14 protein-coding genes and 3 pseudogenes are annotated in these 17,527 nt (G+C 47.3%); 4 read left to right on the top strand and 13 right to left on the bottom strand.

Annotation, left to right across the window (positions count from 1 at the left end; translation table 11 throughout):
* Positions 1-4 precede the first annotated feature (4 nt).
* From K5Y32_RS22675 to K5Y32_RS24985, 6 genes and pseudogenes are all read right to left on the bottom strand, one after another.
* The gene (locus K5Y32_RS22675; protein ID WP_222185947.1) at positions 5-298 is read right to left on the bottom strand and encodes a PTS sugar transporter subunit IIB; all 294 of its coding nucleotides are present in this window, start codon (positions 296-298) and stop codon (positions 5-7) included.
* Between the two features lie 18 nt (positions 299-316).
* Positions 317-766 carry a PTS galactitol transporter subunit IIA gene (gene gatA, locus K5Y32_RS22670; RefSeq protein ID WP_222185919.1) on the bottom strand — a complete coding sequence of 150 codons (450 nt, stop codon included), beginning with the start codon at positions 764-766 and terminating at the stop codon, positions 317-319.
* A 329-nt stretch (positions 767-1,095) separates the two neighbouring features.
* Entirely contained in the window at positions 1,096-2,064 is a 969-nt protein-coding gene (locus K5Y32_RS22665; protein WP_222185918.1) for a sugar-binding transcriptional regulator, read from the bottom strand.
* Between the two features lie 471 nt (positions 2,065-2,535).
* Complete coding sequence (locus K5Y32_RS22660) at positions 2,536-2,709, bottom strand: hypothetical protein (RefSeq protein ID WP_222185917.1); 174 nt, start codon at positions 2,707-2,709, stop codon at positions 2,536-2,538.
* A 251-nt stretch (positions 2,710-2,960) separates the two neighbouring features.
* A pseudogene (locus K5Y32_RS24990) lies at positions 2,961-3,125 on the bottom strand (ATP-binding cassette domain-containing protein); the annotation flags it as partial.
* Positions 3,126-3,338: 213 nt separating this feature from the next.
* A complete protein-coding gene (locus K5Y32_RS24985) occupies positions 3,339-3,431 on the bottom strand; it encodes an ATP-binding cassette domain-containing protein (RefSeq protein WP_370635132.1) in 93 nt (30 codons plus the stop codon).
* Positions 3,432-3,454: 23 nt separating this feature from the next.
* Here K5Y32_RS24985 and K5Y32_RS22650 point away from each other — a divergent pair, with 23 nt between their 5' ends.
* The 3 genes from K5Y32_RS22650 to K5Y32_RS22640 all read left to right on the top strand — a co-directional run bounded on the left by K5Y32_RS22650 (position 3,455) and on the right by K5Y32_RS22640 (position 8,313).
* Entirely contained in the window at positions 3,455-3,604 is a 150-nt protein-coding gene (locus K5Y32_RS22650; protein WP_255602799.1) for a DUF4236 domain-containing protein, read from the top strand.
* A gap of 230 nt (positions 3,605-3,834) precedes the next feature.
* Positions 3,835-4,131, top strand: coding sequence for a hypothetical protein (locus K5Y32_RS22645; protein WP_222185916.1), 297 nt, complete (start codon positions 3,835-3,837; stop codon positions 4,129-4,131).
* Between the two features lie 93 nt (positions 4,132-4,224).
* Positions 4,225-8,313 carry a hypothetical protein gene (locus K5Y32_RS22640; RefSeq protein WP_222185915.1) on the top strand — a complete coding sequence of 1,363 codons (4,089 nt, stop codon included), beginning with the start codon at positions 4,225-4,227 and terminating at the stop codon, positions 8,311-8,313.
* Positions 8,314-8,494: 181 nt separating this feature from the next.
* On the opposite strand, the gene K5Y32_RS22635 is transcribed toward K5Y32_RS22640, so the two are convergent.
* From K5Y32_RS22635 to K5Y32_RS24980, 5 genes and pseudogenes are all read right to left on the bottom strand, one after another.
* A complete protein-coding gene (locus tag K5Y32_RS22635; protein WP_222185914.1) occupies positions 8,495-9,550 on the bottom strand; it encodes a hypothetical protein in 1,056 nt (351 codons plus the stop codon).
* 103 nt (positions 9,551-9,653) lie between these two features.
* A complete protein-coding gene (locus tag K5Y32_RS22630; protein WP_222185913.1) occupies positions 9,654-10,439 on the bottom strand; it encodes a hypothetical protein in 786 nt (261 codons plus the stop codon).
* A 14-nt stretch (positions 10,440-10,453) separates the two neighbouring features.
* A complete protein-coding gene (locus tag K5Y32_RS22625) occupies positions 10,454-11,503 on the bottom strand; it encodes a hypothetical protein (RefSeq protein WP_222185912.1) in 1,050 nt (349 codons plus the stop codon).
* Between the two features lie 316 nt (positions 11,504-11,819).
* A pseudogene (locus tag K5Y32_RS22620) lies at positions 11,820-12,081 on the bottom strand (transposase); the annotation flags it as partial.
* Positions 12,080-12,211 (bottom strand): hypothetical protein, encoded by a 132-nt coding sequence (locus tag K5Y32_RS24980; protein ID WP_255602798.1) that lies wholly within the window; start codon positions 12,209-12,211, stop codon positions 12,080-12,082. The pseudogene K5Y32_RS22620 and the gene K5Y32_RS24980, both read right to left, overlap by 2 nt.
* Before the next feature lie 634 nt (positions 12,212-12,845).
* Here K5Y32_RS24980 and K5Y32_RS22615 point away from each other — a divergent pair.
* A pseudogene (locus K5Y32_RS22615) lies at positions 12,846-13,586 on the top strand (helix-turn-helix domain-containing protein).
* A gap of 183 nt (positions 13,587-13,769) precedes the next feature.
* On the opposite strand, the gene K5Y32_RS22610 reads toward K5Y32_RS22615, so the two are convergent.
* Positions 13,770-14,642 (bottom strand): hypothetical protein, encoded by an 873-nt coding sequence (locus K5Y32_RS22610; protein WP_222185911.1) that lies wholly within the window; start codon positions 14,640-14,642, stop codon positions 13,770-13,772.
* A 306-nt stretch (positions 14,643-14,948) separates the two neighbouring features.
* Entirely contained in the window at positions 14,949-16,781 is a 1,833-nt protein-coding gene (locus K5Y32_RS22605; protein WP_222185910.1) for a hypothetical protein, read from the bottom strand.
* Positions 16,782-17,527 lie beyond the last annotated feature (746 nt).

Raw genomic sequence — 17,527 nt, 5'->3', positions numbered from 1 at the left:
ATTATTAGTTTTTAGCCAGCTCAGTTAATAAATCCCCCAGTTTTTTACGTAACGCACCTTCATTAATTCCGGTGATAAAACCCGCTACGCTCATATGAGGTTTTCCGATTTCGCCTTTGTAGTTATTGGTGGTCAGCACCACATCGGCATGCTGCAATTCAGAAGGCAGTTCTGACATGCTGCATTTGTTGATTTTGTAAGAGGTGATGCCATATTCAGCACACACCGATTTCACTTCATCAGCGGCGAGAGTTGAAGTGGCGACACCACTTCCGCAGGCTACAAGAATATTAATCATCATTTTGCTCCGGTACGCTTATGGCAGGATGGTAGAAATAAACAACGATTTTGCTTCTTCAGCAGGAAGCTCAAGTAAATTATTGTAAAACGCTTCGTTTTGTAGATTGTTGAATAAGGCTTTCAGCAACTGCAGCTGATTAGACGGATCGGTCACCACTAAATTAATCACCAGACTCACTGGTAACTGGTCATCACCGTCTGCCTGATTAACCAGCACCGGCTGTGGTAAGCGGATGATATAAATGGACGGTCTATTGGCATGATTCGCATCACAATGTGGGATAGCCACAGCATAACCGTCAAGCAGGATCCCGGTTGGGTACAGAGCTTCACGTTCACGCAGGGCTTCCAGATAGGACGCTTTTACAATTCCGTCAGAGCTGAGTTTTTCATGGATGTGCTGAAGCACGTCATCGTAATTCTGGAACGCCGCGCCATCCGCAACATTGATCGTTACTGTACTCACCAACTTCTCCTCAATTTATTTTTTTGCTCATATGAGCAATTTAAAAAATCATATGAGCATTTATAGCACAGCGATTTTTGCTGCAAATGAGCAGCGTGCAAAAGTTTTATCTCGATCACACTAAATATCAATGGAGCAATTATTATTTTGCTCATATGAGCATGATTAGTGCATGGTGTACACTGCAGAAAAATGTAACCTACTGATTTTAAATGAGATGAAGAAATGGCACGTTTTATTTCAGAGGTGTGCCGATGAGGGGGAGAGAATTTCATATGAGCAGAGCAAAAAGAAAGGGCGCATATGCGCCCCTGAGACCAGTATGAGCATCAAGCGTTAACCAGTTTCACCGCTGTATCAAAGTCAGTGATCAACACATCCAGCAGACCGGATTTCAATGATGCAACAATACCTTCATATTTTTGCTCACCACCGGCTACACCAATCACGGTTTTCGTCTTCCGCAGCTGTTCCGTTGAGATACCAAAGCCCAGGCGATTCATTGGGCTGTCCAAAATCTCACCTTTGCTATTCACCAGTGTGATACAGACATCTGCCGCTATATCGTCCTCGAACAGCGGTTTTTGCCAGGACTTGGGGAAGATATCGCACAGGCTGGACGATCCGGTTTTCCACGCACCAATGCCGGTGATCACCACATCCAGCTGCGAATAGAATTGTTGGGTATCCACCACCGCAGGGTCGCTGGCCAGTTTCTCAGCCAGGCTTTCATCGTCTACCCACATCGGGACATACATCGGGTGAGCTTTGCCTTGTGAAATGGCGGATAAACGATGAATGAGGTCAATCGGCCCCTGGCTAAACTCAATGCCGGGGTGTACGCCGGATAATTGCACTACGTCCAGCGGGGGCAGGTTGGTTAACTGGCTGACCGTACTGGAAAGCACGCGCCCCCAGGCGATGCCCACCTTCATCCCTTTAGTCAGATTATCGCTGAGGTAGTTCGCTGTGATACCGCCGAGTTTGTCATTGAGCTGCTCCTGGCTCTCCCACGATTCTGAAACAGAAAGCACCACCGCCTTTTCCAGTCCGTATTTTTCACAGAGATTAGAGGCGATCTCTTCATCCAGCATCTGTTGTTTTGGAAAGAGAAACTTTACATACTCTTGCTCAATCGCTTCATCAATCAGACGCGCAGCCTTGAAGCGTGAAATCTCCAGTTCTTCGGCGATTTCGGTTTTCGTTTTCATCTCAACGAAATAACGTCTGACGACCAGAGAATAGATATAACGGAGATCGTAGCCCGACCAGCGGCTGTTCTTGTTGCGTTTCGACATCACACATTCCATCTTTAATCAGAGACAACACCAGTTCCAGGAAACTGATCCCCTGCAAAAATATCTCAAAAGAGTACTATTTAACTTGCTCTTTTGATATGAGGATTTCAGGCCTGATTGACAAATATGTGATATCAAACACTTATATTTAATGCAGATTCAGATTACAGCTCACCTGTTAGATGCAAGAAATAATGATTGTGCTTAGCTGGTAGTAGCTTAGTGGGTGAGCTGTGGTGTAGAAATCTCACAAACATGCAATTTAACATGATAAGTATGTTCGGTATTGACCTATTTATGACAATTAAATCAGAAGGTTATTTAGACTCATAGACATGACTCTACTTACTCATTCATGAAGCGCTCTTCAAGTGAAGCTTCTAGTTTGAGCATTGCATCCTCTGCGTGATGCATATGCTGGCGCATGATGTCTTCTACTTGTGCGGTGTCTTTTCGACGCATTGCTTAAAATTAGCCTGTATTGAGAATCTTTACCTGTGGCGCGCGCGACAGGCGCTGGACACTGATAAATGTTTTTACATATGGTTTGTTCTTTGAGTAGGCGCTGTAGGAAATGGCAAATGAATGCCAGTAGCACGTTATCGGTGTCACTGGCGACGACAGCATGAAATCAAGCTCTGCCATGCTCTGAATCCTGCGTTCATGATCGTTTGCAGGTTCATGATCGTATGTAGCGATTAATTGTTGCAGCTATTCAAATCTCTATTCATCAATATGTTCGATAGCGCTTACCGCAATCAAGGGTCCAAGTGCCTTGCGTAAGACATAAATGTTTGCAATTCAGAGTTCACAAGTAAAAGAAAGTACGACATCAAACTTATGGAGCTTGTTCACCCTTGGAGCTGCTCCAATAACATCAGAACCTGCGCCTGTACCTAAACATCCAGTGCGCTGACCGGTTCGTCCAGGACGAGGATTTGTGCTTCTGCTGCCAGAGCTCGCGCGATCACCATTCGCTGTGCCTGGCCGCCTGAGAATTCATGCGGGTAGCCGTGAAGTGCATCAGCCGGCATCTGTACCGCTTCCAATAACTCTAACTTGCGCCGTTGTCTTTCTGATGCGGTTTAGTTGCGCAAATGTTCGAGTGGTGCATCCGGGATTTCACCGATGATATGACGTGGTTAGAGATAAGCCCGCGGATCTTGAAACACGTACTGAATCAGCTGTGCGAACGCTTTGCTGTTACGCTTGTGCTGGCGCATATCTTCGCCCATTAGGTGGATTACACCCGAATAGGGTGTTTCGAGTCCCACTCACATGCGCGCTAGCGTAATTTTTCCTGAGCCGCTTTCCCCAACAACGGCCAGGGTTTCGCCTTTGGCCAGTTGCATAGAGAGATCTTTCACCGCGGTAACCTTATTTTAGTAAAATGGAACTGAGATTTAGAAAATCGATTAGGATTTTGACTGGCGTCAAAGTGAACCAGAGCTCCTCTGGTGCGAATATGAGTGTTGCGCCACGGGGAGGTTCTTTAAACGCGGCACCTATGCCAATCTGGGGCTTCCCGGCACGGGATTGAGCTATCGTAGCTGGCTTGACCGTGCAAATGCCGCAAGCAGAAAACGTAATAAGTAGCAAAGACACAGGTTCAACCTTTGCACTCTTTACTGAATTCTCTAGATAATTCAGTATACCTCGATCTTTTTCAGCTTCCCCCTTTTACATTATGCGGATCCCATCCGGGCATAAAGCGCTCGTGAATTCAGGCAGAGCTGCCGCAAAAAATTAGAACTTTTCAGGATAAATACCATGCTCACCCCTGATTTTACCCGGATACGTATTCATGATGGTAGCCAGGACAACGGCTTTGAAGAGCTGGTTTGTCAGCTGGCGCATTTATATCCTCCTGCCGGATACGACACGTTTATACGTAAAGAAGGCGCTGGCGGCGATGCAGGGGTGGAATGTTATTGGGTGCTCAAAGACGGCAGCGAGTACGGATGGCAGGCGAAATATTTTACCGGTGCACTGACTGACTCTCAGTGGGGGCAGGTAAATGAATCGGTCATCACGGCACTAAAAAAACACCCCCGGCTTACACGATAGTATATCAGTATTCCCCGCGACCTGACTGATAGCCGTAAAATCGGAAAAGGGGGAAGCCTTGTCCAATCAGCGTGGGATATCTGGCAGGATTACGTGCAAAAATGGGAAACAGTGGCGAAACTGAGCGACATGCAGGTGCAGTTTGTTTACTGGGGAAAGCATGAGCTGTCGCAGTTTCTTCAAAGAGATACCCCTGAGATAGCCGGACGCGTGCAGTACTGGTTCAATGAGACCGTACTGTCAAAGGCGCAGTGTGAGCAAATGACGAACCGGTCTGAGCGTGCGCTGGGAGAGCGATTTTCACCCGAATTCCATGTTGATTTGCCGCTCAATCGCGTCATGATGGCACTGGGGAGGACCCACAACTGGTATCGCCATGCGGCTGCACTTTTTGAACAGTGGAGCAAAGCCGCAATGGAACTGACATACCATTTTTCCATTCTGGTGGATGACAAGCAGTTAATTGATACGCTTAAAACGCAAATTGCCGTAGTGAAAAAATCTTCCATCCATGCACTTAAGCATAAATTGCTGGCTGAACAGTCAATGGATATCGGGCTGCAACTGCAAAAAGTTACAGGCACGTTTTATGCACTCAAAACGGAGTTAGCGCGGGCTCAGCAATCCCATAATGACGCGCTCAACACCGCACCACATAATGCCATGCGTTTATTGAACACCACCCAGTCATTAACCCAGGAGCTTAAGGTGTTCCTGATGAGCGAGGAGATCAAAGCTGCACAAGCTGGCAATGTTCTGCTTTATGGTGAAGCGGGCATAGGAAAGTCCCACCTGCTTTGTGATATCGCAATTAACCTGACGCAGGCAAATCATCCTGTCGTTTTTTGTTTGGGGCAACGTTATCCCGGGGGCGATCCGCTGAACTGGATTAAAAATGAAATGGGACTTGGCAGCCTTTCAGCAGATCAGTTTCTGGGCGCATTAAGTGCCTCTGCCGAAGCGAATGACGCGCAGGCTATGATAATAATTGATGCCATCAACGAAGGTATCTACCGTGATGAATGGTATGGGCAATTATCTAATTTTATCGTGCAGGTATCTGCTTTTAAAAAACTGTCTCTTGTCATCAGCTGCCGCAGTAATTTTGTTGAACTTATCGTTGATGACGCGGCAAAAAAGATGCTTCACGGCACAGAGCACAAAGGGTTTAGCGGTTGGGAACATCGCGCAGCAAAGATTTATCTTTCACGACAGGGAATAACACTTCCCGGTGCGCCGGTCATGGCGCCAGAATTCTCAAATCCTTTATTCCTTAAAACCTGCTGCCGGGCATTGAAACAGCAGGGGCTCAATGCCTTTCCTAAAGGTCTGGGGGGGCTCAGTGGACTTTTTGACTTCTATATCGAAAGCGTTGAAAAGATTCTGCAGAGAATTAAGGGATATCGCAGGGGGGAGCTGAATCTCCACGCACTGATGAATGAACTTGCAGGTGAGATGTTCCCTGACAATATGTTTGGTCTTGCAGTCAGTCATGTTCGGCATTTTTTCAATCAGCGAGATCCCAGACCTGACTATGGCGAAAATTTGCTGGAGTTGCTTATCAGCGAGGGATTGCTGGCTGAAGACGTTCAGCCCGGTCCGTCAGGAACTCGCTCACAGGCGATTATCCGGTTTACCTATGAGAGATTAAGTGATTTCTTTATCGCCAGTCAGCTGATTTCACTGATTAATCCCGATGATATTCCTGCAGCGTTTGCACCGGGCGGAAGTTTAGAATGCACTCAGGATCCGCGCAATCTTCGAGGCTATTCAGGCATGCTGAATATGGCGTCGATTATTTTTGCAGAGCACTTTAACCGCGAATTCATCGACTTTATTCCCCAGCGTGTAAACGCCGGGGCATTTGCGTTCCGCCAGTTGTTTACAGACACGTTGATATGGCGCAGTGGAAAAACGTTTACCGACAGAACGCTTGAGTTATTTACTACACTGCATACAAAAGGTTCACACTCACCCTGTCTTGACATTATGTTACGTCTGTCAACGGAACCGCTGCATCCCTGGAACGCGGACTGCCTCCACATGAACCTGAAGTCATATTCTTTGGCAGAACGTGACGCATTCTGGTCAACGCACTTGTCTGTCAGTGATAACCCTGAAGGGGCAGAGGGGGAGGACACCCCCTTGCGAACGCTGATTGATTGGGCGCAGTTCGGCGAAATCAGCGAGACAGAAGAAGAGCGGATCCGGCTGGCAGCAGTAGCGCTAATGTGGATGACATCCTGCACGAGTAGGGTCATCCGGGATCAGGCGTCCAAATCTGTTTTACGCCTGCTGGTCAGCTTTCCTGCACTTACTCGAGATGTGTACAGGGCATTTCGTGATGCAGACGACGCTTATATTCGTGAGCGGCTCTATGGCGCCCTCTATGGTACGGTGATAAGCATCAATAATAAGGCGGTCATAAGGAATATAGCTGATGACGTATACGATCATTTTTTTGCCGCGGGCACGCCTGACGTTCACCTGGTGATGCGCGATTATGCCAGGGGGATCATTGAAAAAGCCCTGTCTCAGAATTGCCTCAGTGAACAAATCAATATTGAACGGTGCCGCCCGCCTTATACGTCCCAGTGGCCATTATCTATACCTGACAGGGATACCGTAATCGCAATGATCCCCGGGGACAAAAACTATAACGCAATAACAACTTCTGTCATGGGATTTCCCGGCGATTTTGGTAATTACAGTATGGCGTGTGTTACGCAGTGGAGCCCAGCGAGCATTCATGAGGGAACACCTAAAACCGTGGGTGAACTAAAGCGGGAATTTGCTGAGAGCCTCCATGCCCCTTTGCAGCATGACCTCATTACCATCTTTGAACGTGAAGATAACAGCAATGACATTATGTTTGATGCTGCAACGCTATCGTTTACGGTGTCTGAACAGTCAGTTGCTTCCTCAGTTACTAATTTGCGGGAGACTCTGGAAGCTAAGCTTACGCATGAGCAACTGGAAGAGTGGCGGCGCATTGAACATCTTGGACGTTCAACTCATATTCCACGCATTGATAAAAAGCTAGCACAACTCTGGGTAGCCGCCCGTGCTCTATCTTTTGGCTGGAGTGAAGAACGGTTCAGTCGGTTCGAGCAGAACCATGCGCGTTATCGTGATCGCGCAGAACCCAGAATTGAACGAATGGGTAAGAAATACCAGCGTATTGCTTTGCAGGAATTCCTGGCTCACCTTGCCGATAATTGCGCATGGGCTGGGTCAGTTTATTCAGATGATGCAAACAAGACCTACTGTGGTCCGTGGCAACTCTATCAGCGTGATATCGACCCGTCACTTCCTTTAAGGGCATTGCCGCCAGCTCATGAAAAGAGCGAGGCCAGTGAAGCAGCGCTATTCTTTGGGATGACGGAAAGTTTAGCAGGAGAACCTGAAACGTGGTTATGGGATGAGGATTTTATCATTCGTTTAAACTCACTTTTACGCGCGCCGGCTGATAATGATTGTGAGGCTTGGTTTAATCTCAGAACATACCTGCACATTAACCAGGCGGTGGACAGTGATGATCCCGCCTCGCTTCGTCTGGACGCATGGCTGCGTATCAGTTCAATGCTTATTCACCGGGCCGATTTATCTGTGCTGCAGGGCACGGTAAACAGCACTGCTCCGGCAGCTTATGAGGGCATCACTATCTCTGAGATAAGGCACAGTTTTATTCGTGAGTACCCCTGGCACCCTTCTGCGAGTAACCTCTCGCACTGGCTTGAAAAGAGCTTTAATCCGGGAGCGGTGCCCGTCAGGCATCTCCCCACGGTTGTCGAATACATAAGGAATTCGGGCGAGGGGGATTACGCCCTCACCAACAGCGTATCAGTGTATCTTCCCGCAAAGGACCTCATTAGCGGACTACATCTGGTACCAGATCCGGATCGGGTGTCGGCATGGCAGTATAATGATGTCACGGTGTTTTATGACCCATCCGAGGTTGCAGAAGGCCCTTCAGCTGGTTTAATTCGGGAAGAGGCGCTCAATCGCTACCTTGCGCACAACGATTTGTGCCTGGTGTGGATAACCGAAGGGGAGAAATTGCTGTCAGATGATAATCACCCATTGATGAAGGGCCGTCTAAATTTCCATGCGCTTCACTGGCTTGAGGGCCGTGAAATCAAAAGCAACGTGTGTTTCCGGCAGGAACGTGAAGAAGAATGATTCGGCAGGTTAGACGCGTGCTGTCTGCGCCTGACCTGAATCCAGAGAAAATAGATACTAAAAACTGTCACCACTGCAGCCTCTTCAGCGTGGAGCCGCAACAAGAGGATGGTAGCCCGTCTTAAAACCGGGTTGCGTACAGCGTGCGCTGCTTTTATCTGCCCGAAAAGTGAATATCGGTTTACAGCTGCAAGAGATGTCCTGCGCCAGGCTCAATCCATTCTTCCCAGGCGATACGCATCGCCTTTTTCTCCAAAGGGTCATGACTCAACGACGCGGCAATATCACACAGCGTTTTGAGCCTCTGACGGACGATTGCAGCATCAGGCTTGGGTCTTATCCGGGTCTGTGTCATCATCGCATACACATCGGCCATCAACTCTCCTCCAAACGCCGTGATATCAAAAGCCAGATTCGCTTGGCACGGTTCCCCGGGGGCCGCGATCGTTGAGGCAAATGCCCTGAACACAACCTGATGAAGAATCTGACTCGTCGTTGCCACGGCTGGCACACCAACAAAGCGGTAACCCATGCCCGCTAGCATTGGAACCAGTAGCCAGGTCTGAAGCGGTATGGCCCTGTCAAGCCATTCCCCCATCATGACGTGCCCTGAATACGGGCTTTTATTCGGTGTGAACCGGAAGAAATGCTGCACCTGCGTCAGGGCGGACGTCAGCTTTTCGTCGCACACAGTTGCATCACGCTTCAGAAGTATGCCTAAAGCAATTAGGGCCAGGATTGAGGTGAACCGTGGAATGTCCGCATCGATGATTTTCCGGAACACATTTTGTGACTGAACCACTGAAAAATCAGGTGAAAGAAGGGCCTTTGCAATGCTGATGAACGGAAACAGCATTCCATATTGATAACGCCATATGGCCATATTGTTCATAACAAGCCGGATGGTTTTATCCACATACCGTTCAGGAAAATCAAAACCAGTGCCCCTGAGTTCCGCGACTATTTTATGCAGCTCAGTATGAGGGTTTTGCTGGAAAGCCTCATTGCGGACGCTTTTATCGAGCAAGATCAGGAGGGGATTTAGTATGACCGAGCGCTTAAAATGCTCGGGCAAAGAGCTCAGCCAGTGTGTGTCACGTATTTGTTCGATATCAGGAAAAAGTTCACAGGGGGTCGCTTCATTCTCGACATTAAATAGTGGCCATACAATTGCAGTTCCTCCGGATGCAAAAAGTATGCGCTTGCTGGAGGGAATAGGTTCTATGGTCAATTTCATTGAGTAACCTGCCTGATTTCACGCTTTGTATGCGGGTGCCATGCTGACTAAATACAGCAATGCCGCGAATTACGGCCAAAAAAACAATGTTGTTGCCGCAGTTTTAGCGCACTTGTTCTCTGACAAACTCATCAATATATCGTACCGTCGTTTCGATGGCGGCATCATCTGACTGAATTTTTGTTCTGATTTCACCTTCACTGAGTTCTTTTCTTGAGACAGCAATACTCTGATAGATTTGTGGGGGGAACTTTGTCTCCCGCGGTTCGTCCATTACGTTTACAATACTGATCATGTCTTGTGGGTGTTTTAAGACAGTATTGATATCGGTAATTTTCTTTTCATCAAACAGTTTTTGATTACTGTGCCATGCCACTGATTTGAGACCAAACAGACACTCCAAATTGACCGTCGAGATGTTCTCTAGAGTTATTTTAGACGCTCGAATAAAGCTATACACTTCATCGTCGAGCAATATAGCCGATAAATTTGAAATTTTATCGCCTGCTTCCAGAAGCGTAATGTGCTCTTTTCCGGGTTCTGAAAGCTTGCTGTCATAATACGCAGGCTTCCTTGAGAAAAGTTCGATTTGAACTGGTAACTCCGGTTCCCGTTTTTCCTCAGGCAAGATAAAACGATATGAGCAGCCACCTGTATTACTTCCTCTGAACACCTTTCCTTCATAGCCGTGTACGCGGATGTACTCCCAAAAGTGAGCATAAAAACCATCATTAGTGCTCTCAGTTATCAGGACAATATCCAAATCGACTGTCGCCCTAAAGTTAGCCTCTATGTTTCTGAAATTCAGAGCACACGCGTTACCCCCGATCAGAATGTACTCCCCGGTATAATCACGCATGTAGCCTGTTAAAAATTCACTTCCATCCATTTTGAACCTCAAATTTAAATATTAAGCTCTTCATACACTTGCTCTTCAAGTTCAGAATATGATGATTTCACCCTTAAGTCCGTTTTACTGAATCGGGAAAACAAAAGGAACACCTTGTTCAAGACACCATTTTTAAGCAAAGGTTGATAGGGGAAGACCTGGAGCATCGCATTACCATCAGACAGATGGTAATGGTATTTCTCAGAATCTATTACATTCAGGATCTTAAAAAAATAATCCCCTTTCATAGTGGCGGGTGTAATCGGCCTCATGTACCTGTCCCTGTCCGTCATACACATGCCGATAAATGGTCTGGAGGGCGCACCCAGTAGAGTATATTTTGACAAAGCTGACTCACCTGAAAGAAAGATATTTTTTGAAGCTAATTCCTCTTTTTTTACGGCTACAAAACCAGTCGAAAGTGGAGAAATTCTCTGTCTGTGATGGTTCCAGATACTTTTCCGAGAGTCTGTAAACCGAAAGTGCGAACTACGTCCTTGTGAGGTTTCCGATATGAGTCTCTGAGACAAAAGTTCTTTAACTGCACGCGAAAAGGCCATTTTCGATATGTCCAGGAGATCTAAAACCTCCGCGCTGTTGAAGCCGTTATCAAAATAACCAGAGAGATAATAGCTCACCAGATATGACGGAATGATCCCATAGCTACTTTCAGTATCCACCCAGCGCTCTTGCCCAGCATCAGTGGATTCGCTCTGAAGCATCAGTGATGGCATTGAAACATACCGGCCGGGCACGATTATCCCAGTCCTCAACTGTTTTGATATTTTCTTCAGGGCCGGGGTTAGTTCAGAAACTACGATGATCAAAGGCAGATCCGTTCTGCTGTCTAACCTTTTCAGATGGATAAAGTCGTTTGATTCAAGTTGATAAGGGTCTTCAGCAACAAGCATCATGAACTCTCGGCCTTCTATGCTCGCAATGCTCAGCGTTGCGTTCTTCTTCAACTGAAAAGGAAGGCTTTCGCCGATATCCTGAAGAAAATTTGCATCGATTAGAAAAGATGACTCAATATACTTCAATGCATTTGCCAGCAATCCCTTCATTTCATCACCTCGTCAATATCCACGCCCATAGTAACGCATATGCGTTACTAAAACAAAGTCGCGCGCGGGCTTAATGTAAATATATAAATAATATAATGTTTTTACGTACCTCTAAAGTTGCTAGTTAACTCTGTTAATTTTTCTTGAGTCAATGCGTTACTCCACTCACTTTGGTCAGTTACTTAGTGTGATTCTCGAAGACATGGCAAAGATTTCAAAGAATTACAACTGGCCGGTCACTCACGCGCTTGCCAGAAGGGCCAACGCTGCGGTGACCTGCCCCCAAAAATAGATACAACCTTCAGTGACAGACCGGCAGCTTGCTGGCACGGCGTTGCGACAGACTCATTGTCTCACACATGACTTCCACGGTCTGTCGTCAGAACGTTCGGCTCAGATCCACCTGAAGCACCTCCTCATCCAGCTTAACTGGCGGGCATTCACCTCTTCAAGTGACTTGAGCCGCTTCACTTCGGGTACTTCCATGCCGTCAAACTTCTTGCGCCAGGTGTAGAAGGTGGCGTCTGAAATAGTATGCTTACGGCAGAGTCCTAGGCCGAAACCCCGACTTCTGCCTCACACCGACATGAACTCTGGAAAGGAAATGCCGGCTACAGTGATGGTTTCCAGCATCAGCGCCTGATTAGCCGCAACAAACAGTTTGTTAAAACCGGATGCGAAGAAGAACAAACCGAAAGCGACGCGCATGAGCGTCAACGGCAGGAAGCTAGCGCTTCCAGGGGATTGAAATAGAGTGAGGCATCGTGCCCTCTGAAATCTCCTTAATAATTTAGGAGCGGTAGTATATCAGGATAGTCTGTTTTGATGCGTTCTTAAGGCAAATTTCACTGAAGAAGCGTTTAAAGGATTGATGGAGAAGTATCGCCAGCGCACCGGCAAAGAAAGAGAAAGAGTTCACGGCGGAAGCGCGCCAACAGATCATGACGACAAAACTTTCTAATGAGAAGGCGCTGGCTGATAAAGCAAAGAAAACGCCAACGCGCAGGAAGAAACCTTAATCGCTGAAAGAGAGCGAAATTAGCGATTTCAACTGGAAAGCGTCAGTGATCAAAGGGCGCAGATAACGGCATCGTAGTTCAACAGTCCGTTGCCAGGATTATAGCTGGTTACGGATTGTTGGAGGTGTATGAAAACAGGTGATGAGCTGAGAGTGATTTAAGTGCGCGTTCAGATAGCGAATTTAACATAACTATGATTATGCGCACTTAGGTTGTTACTCCAAAACGCTAATGTCGTACGGAACAATTCACAGATGTCGTCCCTGAACTAACCTTAGATCTCCTCAGGCTTAGCTCAGGATGCAGACTTTATGTTGGTGACTATGACAGATAAAGATCTATACCGGCTCGGCATCATCCAGCGCGTTCACAACCACACTCTGCTGCAGCGTGAAGCTGCTCGCCTTCTTGAACTTACCGTTCGTCAGGTACAACGTGTTTTACGGCGTTACCGTGAACACGGCGCGGCGTCGGTTGTTTCTGCCCGGCGCGGTCTTCCCGGCAATAACCGCATTCCCGAAGATTTACGCTGCGCTGCTTTGCAACTGATCCGGCAATACTATGCGGATTTTGGTCCGACGCTGGCCACAGAGAAGCTTCTTGAACGACACGGCATTCCGGTTTCCGTTGAGACAGTCCGTAACTGGATGATCTCTGACGAACTCTGGCGGCCACATTCACGGCGTCAGGTTCACATCTATCAGCCCCGACACCGGCGCGACTGCCTCGGCGAACTTGTTCAACTGGACGGCTCACATCATGGCTGGTTTGAAGAACGAGCGCCGAAGTGCTGCCTGCTCGTGTACATGGTACGCTCGCATTCCGCCACGGCAGCAGAATCCTAGAATATCAGATGTTCGATAAGCTGGAGTGTATCAGTCAGGGGCGCATCGTTGACAATAAAAGGCTCGGCGCAGCGCTGAAGCTGGCAGCTGGAAGCCGCCGGAAAGAGAAAACGCAGCCGTCATATGCCTAATAGACGGGCGCAGGTTCAGGAACAACTCAGAGCAATCAATCCGGTTCTGGCTGACCCGTCACTTTTCAAATCTAGCCCGAAAAAATGAGCTCACCGCCCTTTTCTCTTCATTGGAAAACAGCAGAAAGTGACATTTAAAAATGGTAAATCAGGGTGACATTATCAATAGGGATAGACATATGCATCACATTGATTTTAATAACTTTATACAATCACTACTTGCAGCGATGGGACGTGGCTTTGCCCATTAACATACTCTCTAATGGAGTAATTAATCGTCATCCTCGCTACATTCTGTGCAGCGGTCTTCAATTTCCCATCCACCACACTCACAAGGTAACATATCTACGAATCCCCCTTCCTTACTGTAATAACACTTGTGCCACAAGCACACACCAGCTTCACGCGAATAATCGTAAACAATACCTGCACCACCGCACTCCGGACATTCATGATAGTCCCAGCTTTTAAGCTCGTTCAGCCCATATCCGCAGCAGCTGCAGCTTGTCCGTATGGGAAAACTTTCTCCCTCATAAATGATAAAGTGTGACCAACTTTCACATGCAGGGCACATGGCGTGGTGATATTCGCCATGAATGGTCGTATTTAGGAACGCAGTTTCGAAGGCAATAATCCTCTGGCGCAGCTCAGAGTTCCATGAATTATCTTCCTCGTCGTACTGAATAACGAGAAACGCTGGCCGGTAAACCAGTTCGTATAATGAGCGCAACTGCAGCTTCAGCATCCCCGGGTCAATCTCAATAGCAAAGTGCTGCAATCGGTTACGCTCAATGGCTACTGCCTTAAGAAGCTTCCTACTTTCATCACTGAACTCTTCTGGATAATATTTTTTAATCAGATCGCAAAGCCCGCCAACATCAACTGATTTGCAGGCGTATAGTTCTTTTTCTGAGGGGTTGAGGGGGTCACTGCAGATCTTTTCAAGAGACCATTCCACAAAAAATTTTTCAATACAAAATCGCGTAACCGCCGCCTTAAGAAGAAGTTCGGCACCTTGATAAAGGTTAAGCAAGCACTGCTTGTAGTGCCGCGAGCTGCCGTCTCGATGCGCAGCATCAAGGTGTTCTAGCCCAGTCTCCACGGAGTCCAGTGCATTCTCAAGAAGAGAGAGTTTCAGAACCATAAAAAAATATCCGTGTAGCCCTTTATTGTTAAGTTACAGCAAGCGCATTGACGTAGAACATCTCATCGCCGACCAGCGACTGTAGTAAATCGTTCAAATTATTGAGATGCCGCAGTGTGTGTATAATGGTTCGGGATAAAAAGACTAATCTAAGCTTATCAAGTGATGTGAACCGCTTCTTTTAAGTGATTCATATGATGACACTTTTAGATAAAGATCAGTACAACATAACTCTCCTGGGAAATTCCGAGTGTAGACGACATTATCCGTCGTTATATTGTATATTTTACTGAAATATCTAAACATTTACTGGTGGGCCTTCAACCATGTCAGTAAACATGCATCAGTTCTGGTAATCTTGCCGGCTTTCAAATCTGATTCAACACTCTCTTTGGTTTTTCTTTCAAGGATCCCCCATGTGGGGTTAAGTTCTCGACAGATTGACTCGGCAATGTACTGGCAGCGCGTAAATGCTTCTTCAGCCGTATTGATCGTTGGATTAAGGGTGGCCGTGTAAAACATGGCGTTGATCGTACCGCGTAGGTAGTGCTCCAGATTAACGGTCAGCAGTTCAATATGCGGACTGGTCCCTGCATTGTGTACGATGGTATTCCTGAGCAGGTAGAGCCGATGAATGTGTTTAGTGACTTTTTCCTGATGGTGTACGAGCTTTTTTTCCATTTTTTCGTGCGAACAACAGATTTCTATCAGCTTCTGAACGCTGAACGTCACATAAGGGTAAGCCTCTAACTCAGCCAGCAATTGGGGCGTTTTGGTCTCATCTTTGAGCAGTAGATAAAGCTCAGCAAGAGTGACGGTAACGACGTCAGCAACCGTAATCGAACCGGCATTGCTTTTATTGAGGTAACGAAGCACCTGACGAAGTGCAAACAGCTGCTTTACCATATAATCGAGCAACATGCAGGGTGCCACAACACTAATTACGTGTTCATCGTGAGAAGGCGTCCCGGGAGCAACGCCAAGCGTGATGGATTCAAGCGCAGACCAGTAAGACGTGAACCGACTCTCCCTGCTTGTGTTTTCGATGCCGTTGCGGAAAAAACGGAATGCGGAACTAATTTTTTTTCGGGACTCTTCTGATGCTGAGGAGAACAGCCCGTTCATGGCCACCATGAAACGCGCAAACTCATCGGCAGTGAGCCTGTCAGCATTGGCCTCAATTTCATTATCAAAACGCGGAACCTGCGTTTCGGTATCGCCACGAACGATCACGAATGGCTTCTGAAAGCCGATTTCGCTTTTACCTATCATATAGGCAATGACGTCCAGCGATTCGCGCAGGAGATGCTCTGCGCCGTTTCGGGCTGAAGTATCCGACATTGCGCGGATGCCTATATCAACAGAAATAACGAATTTGTTCCTCCCATCATCTAGCGGTTTAAACAGGCAGCCATTAAATTGCAGACTGGGGCCGGTGGTATTCAGCAGATCGTGCAGTTTTTCACTGAATATATACATCCGCACGGTCAATTCTTCCATTGGAGTGACGAGTTTTTGGCTGAAAGAATCGAACGACAGCCGAAACCCCTCCGCTCCCGGCTCCGCAGCGTTCCGTAGAATATTGACGTACAGAAGATAGCATTCCGTAAGGGTCATCCCCTGCGTCAACAGGACACTCATGATATTGTTTGTTAACCCATGAATAGCCCGAGCTTCAGCCGCTCCCATTTCATCAGGAGAGAAAAGCTGCAAATCCAGCAGTGCAAGCGCCTCGGTCACGTAGTATTGTTCAATGAGGCTGCCAAGCTGGCTACACAGGCTCTGGATCAGGCGCGGGCGCTTCTCTATCTGGCTTTTGGTCCGGTCGCTCAAAATGTCGCGCGGGCAAAGTTCAATGAGCTGGCGGGGAATAGCGTCAAACTTCACACTGCTAAGCACCGGATCCTGTTCCAGGATGTCTATCAGCTCTCCAGCTACACGGCTGCGCTTTTTATCTGCCTGAAATCTGTCCTCCATGCCATACAGAAACAGCAGCTCCCTGACGGCACTCAGCGCATTGCTGTAGCTAACCCTGTCAGTATCGATGCTATTTTTATGGCAGAAATTAGACCAGCATTCGGTGAAAAATAGTTGGCGTTTACTCAGCCCTTCCCTGTTAAAGCGTCTATCGATGCGCATAAGCCTAGATATCTTCCCTACGCTGGGTTAGTATATGAACAAGATGATTTTAAGCCATCTGCCGCTTCTAGGCAGGTGCTACCGGAAAAAACGGCTCTCCCTTCTGCCTGTGGTCCCGTCCCGGGGAGGCTCAGAGCCATATATTCGCAAAGCCGCCTACGGGCGGCTTTTGCATTTCTGTTGCCAACCCTTCGTTATGACCTACCCTCCGGCTGAGATAATGCGTGGTGGGTTCTACAAGTACTCTACCGTAGTCATTGTGCCCTGAAAGATTTTGACATGTTTTTATAGACAAGCGTACCAAACTGGTCGGCAAGAAAATACAAACTTTTATTCGCAAAAGTCTTAAGCACACTATCGCAAAGACTGACTGGGCGAACTGATTGTGATCTACGTATTGTATGGACTGGTCCAAGGGGCTAGTTCCTAATCGCTGTCGATACGAATGCTCAGCATCAGCACCCTCCTCCCTTCTCAATTAGTCCCTACATAAATGCTAAAAATGCCCTCAACATCGGAGGAGTGTTAAGTCTGCTAACGTAGTAAATATAAAAACGCTGAATAGGTGGCCCCCCCTGTTCAAGCAGTAGTACATGGTGATATCTGCAGGTGGTTCATCCGCGTCATCTAAAAAAAAGTCCCAGATGCGATTTTGGCTTATCTGCAGTGACATTAAAGACCTGTGCATGGCATCTGATTTCAGTTCCCTTATACGTCCCAAGCCTGCAGACCCGAAATTTTCTGGC

The sequence above is a fragment of the Pantoea sp. DY-15 genome (assembly GCF_019795935.1).
Taxonomy (GTDB): domain Bacteria; phylum Pseudomonadota; class Gammaproteobacteria; order Enterobacterales; family Enterobacteriaceae; genus Pantoea; species Pantoea leporis.
This window is presented reverse-complemented; position numbering and strand designations above follow the sequence as displayed.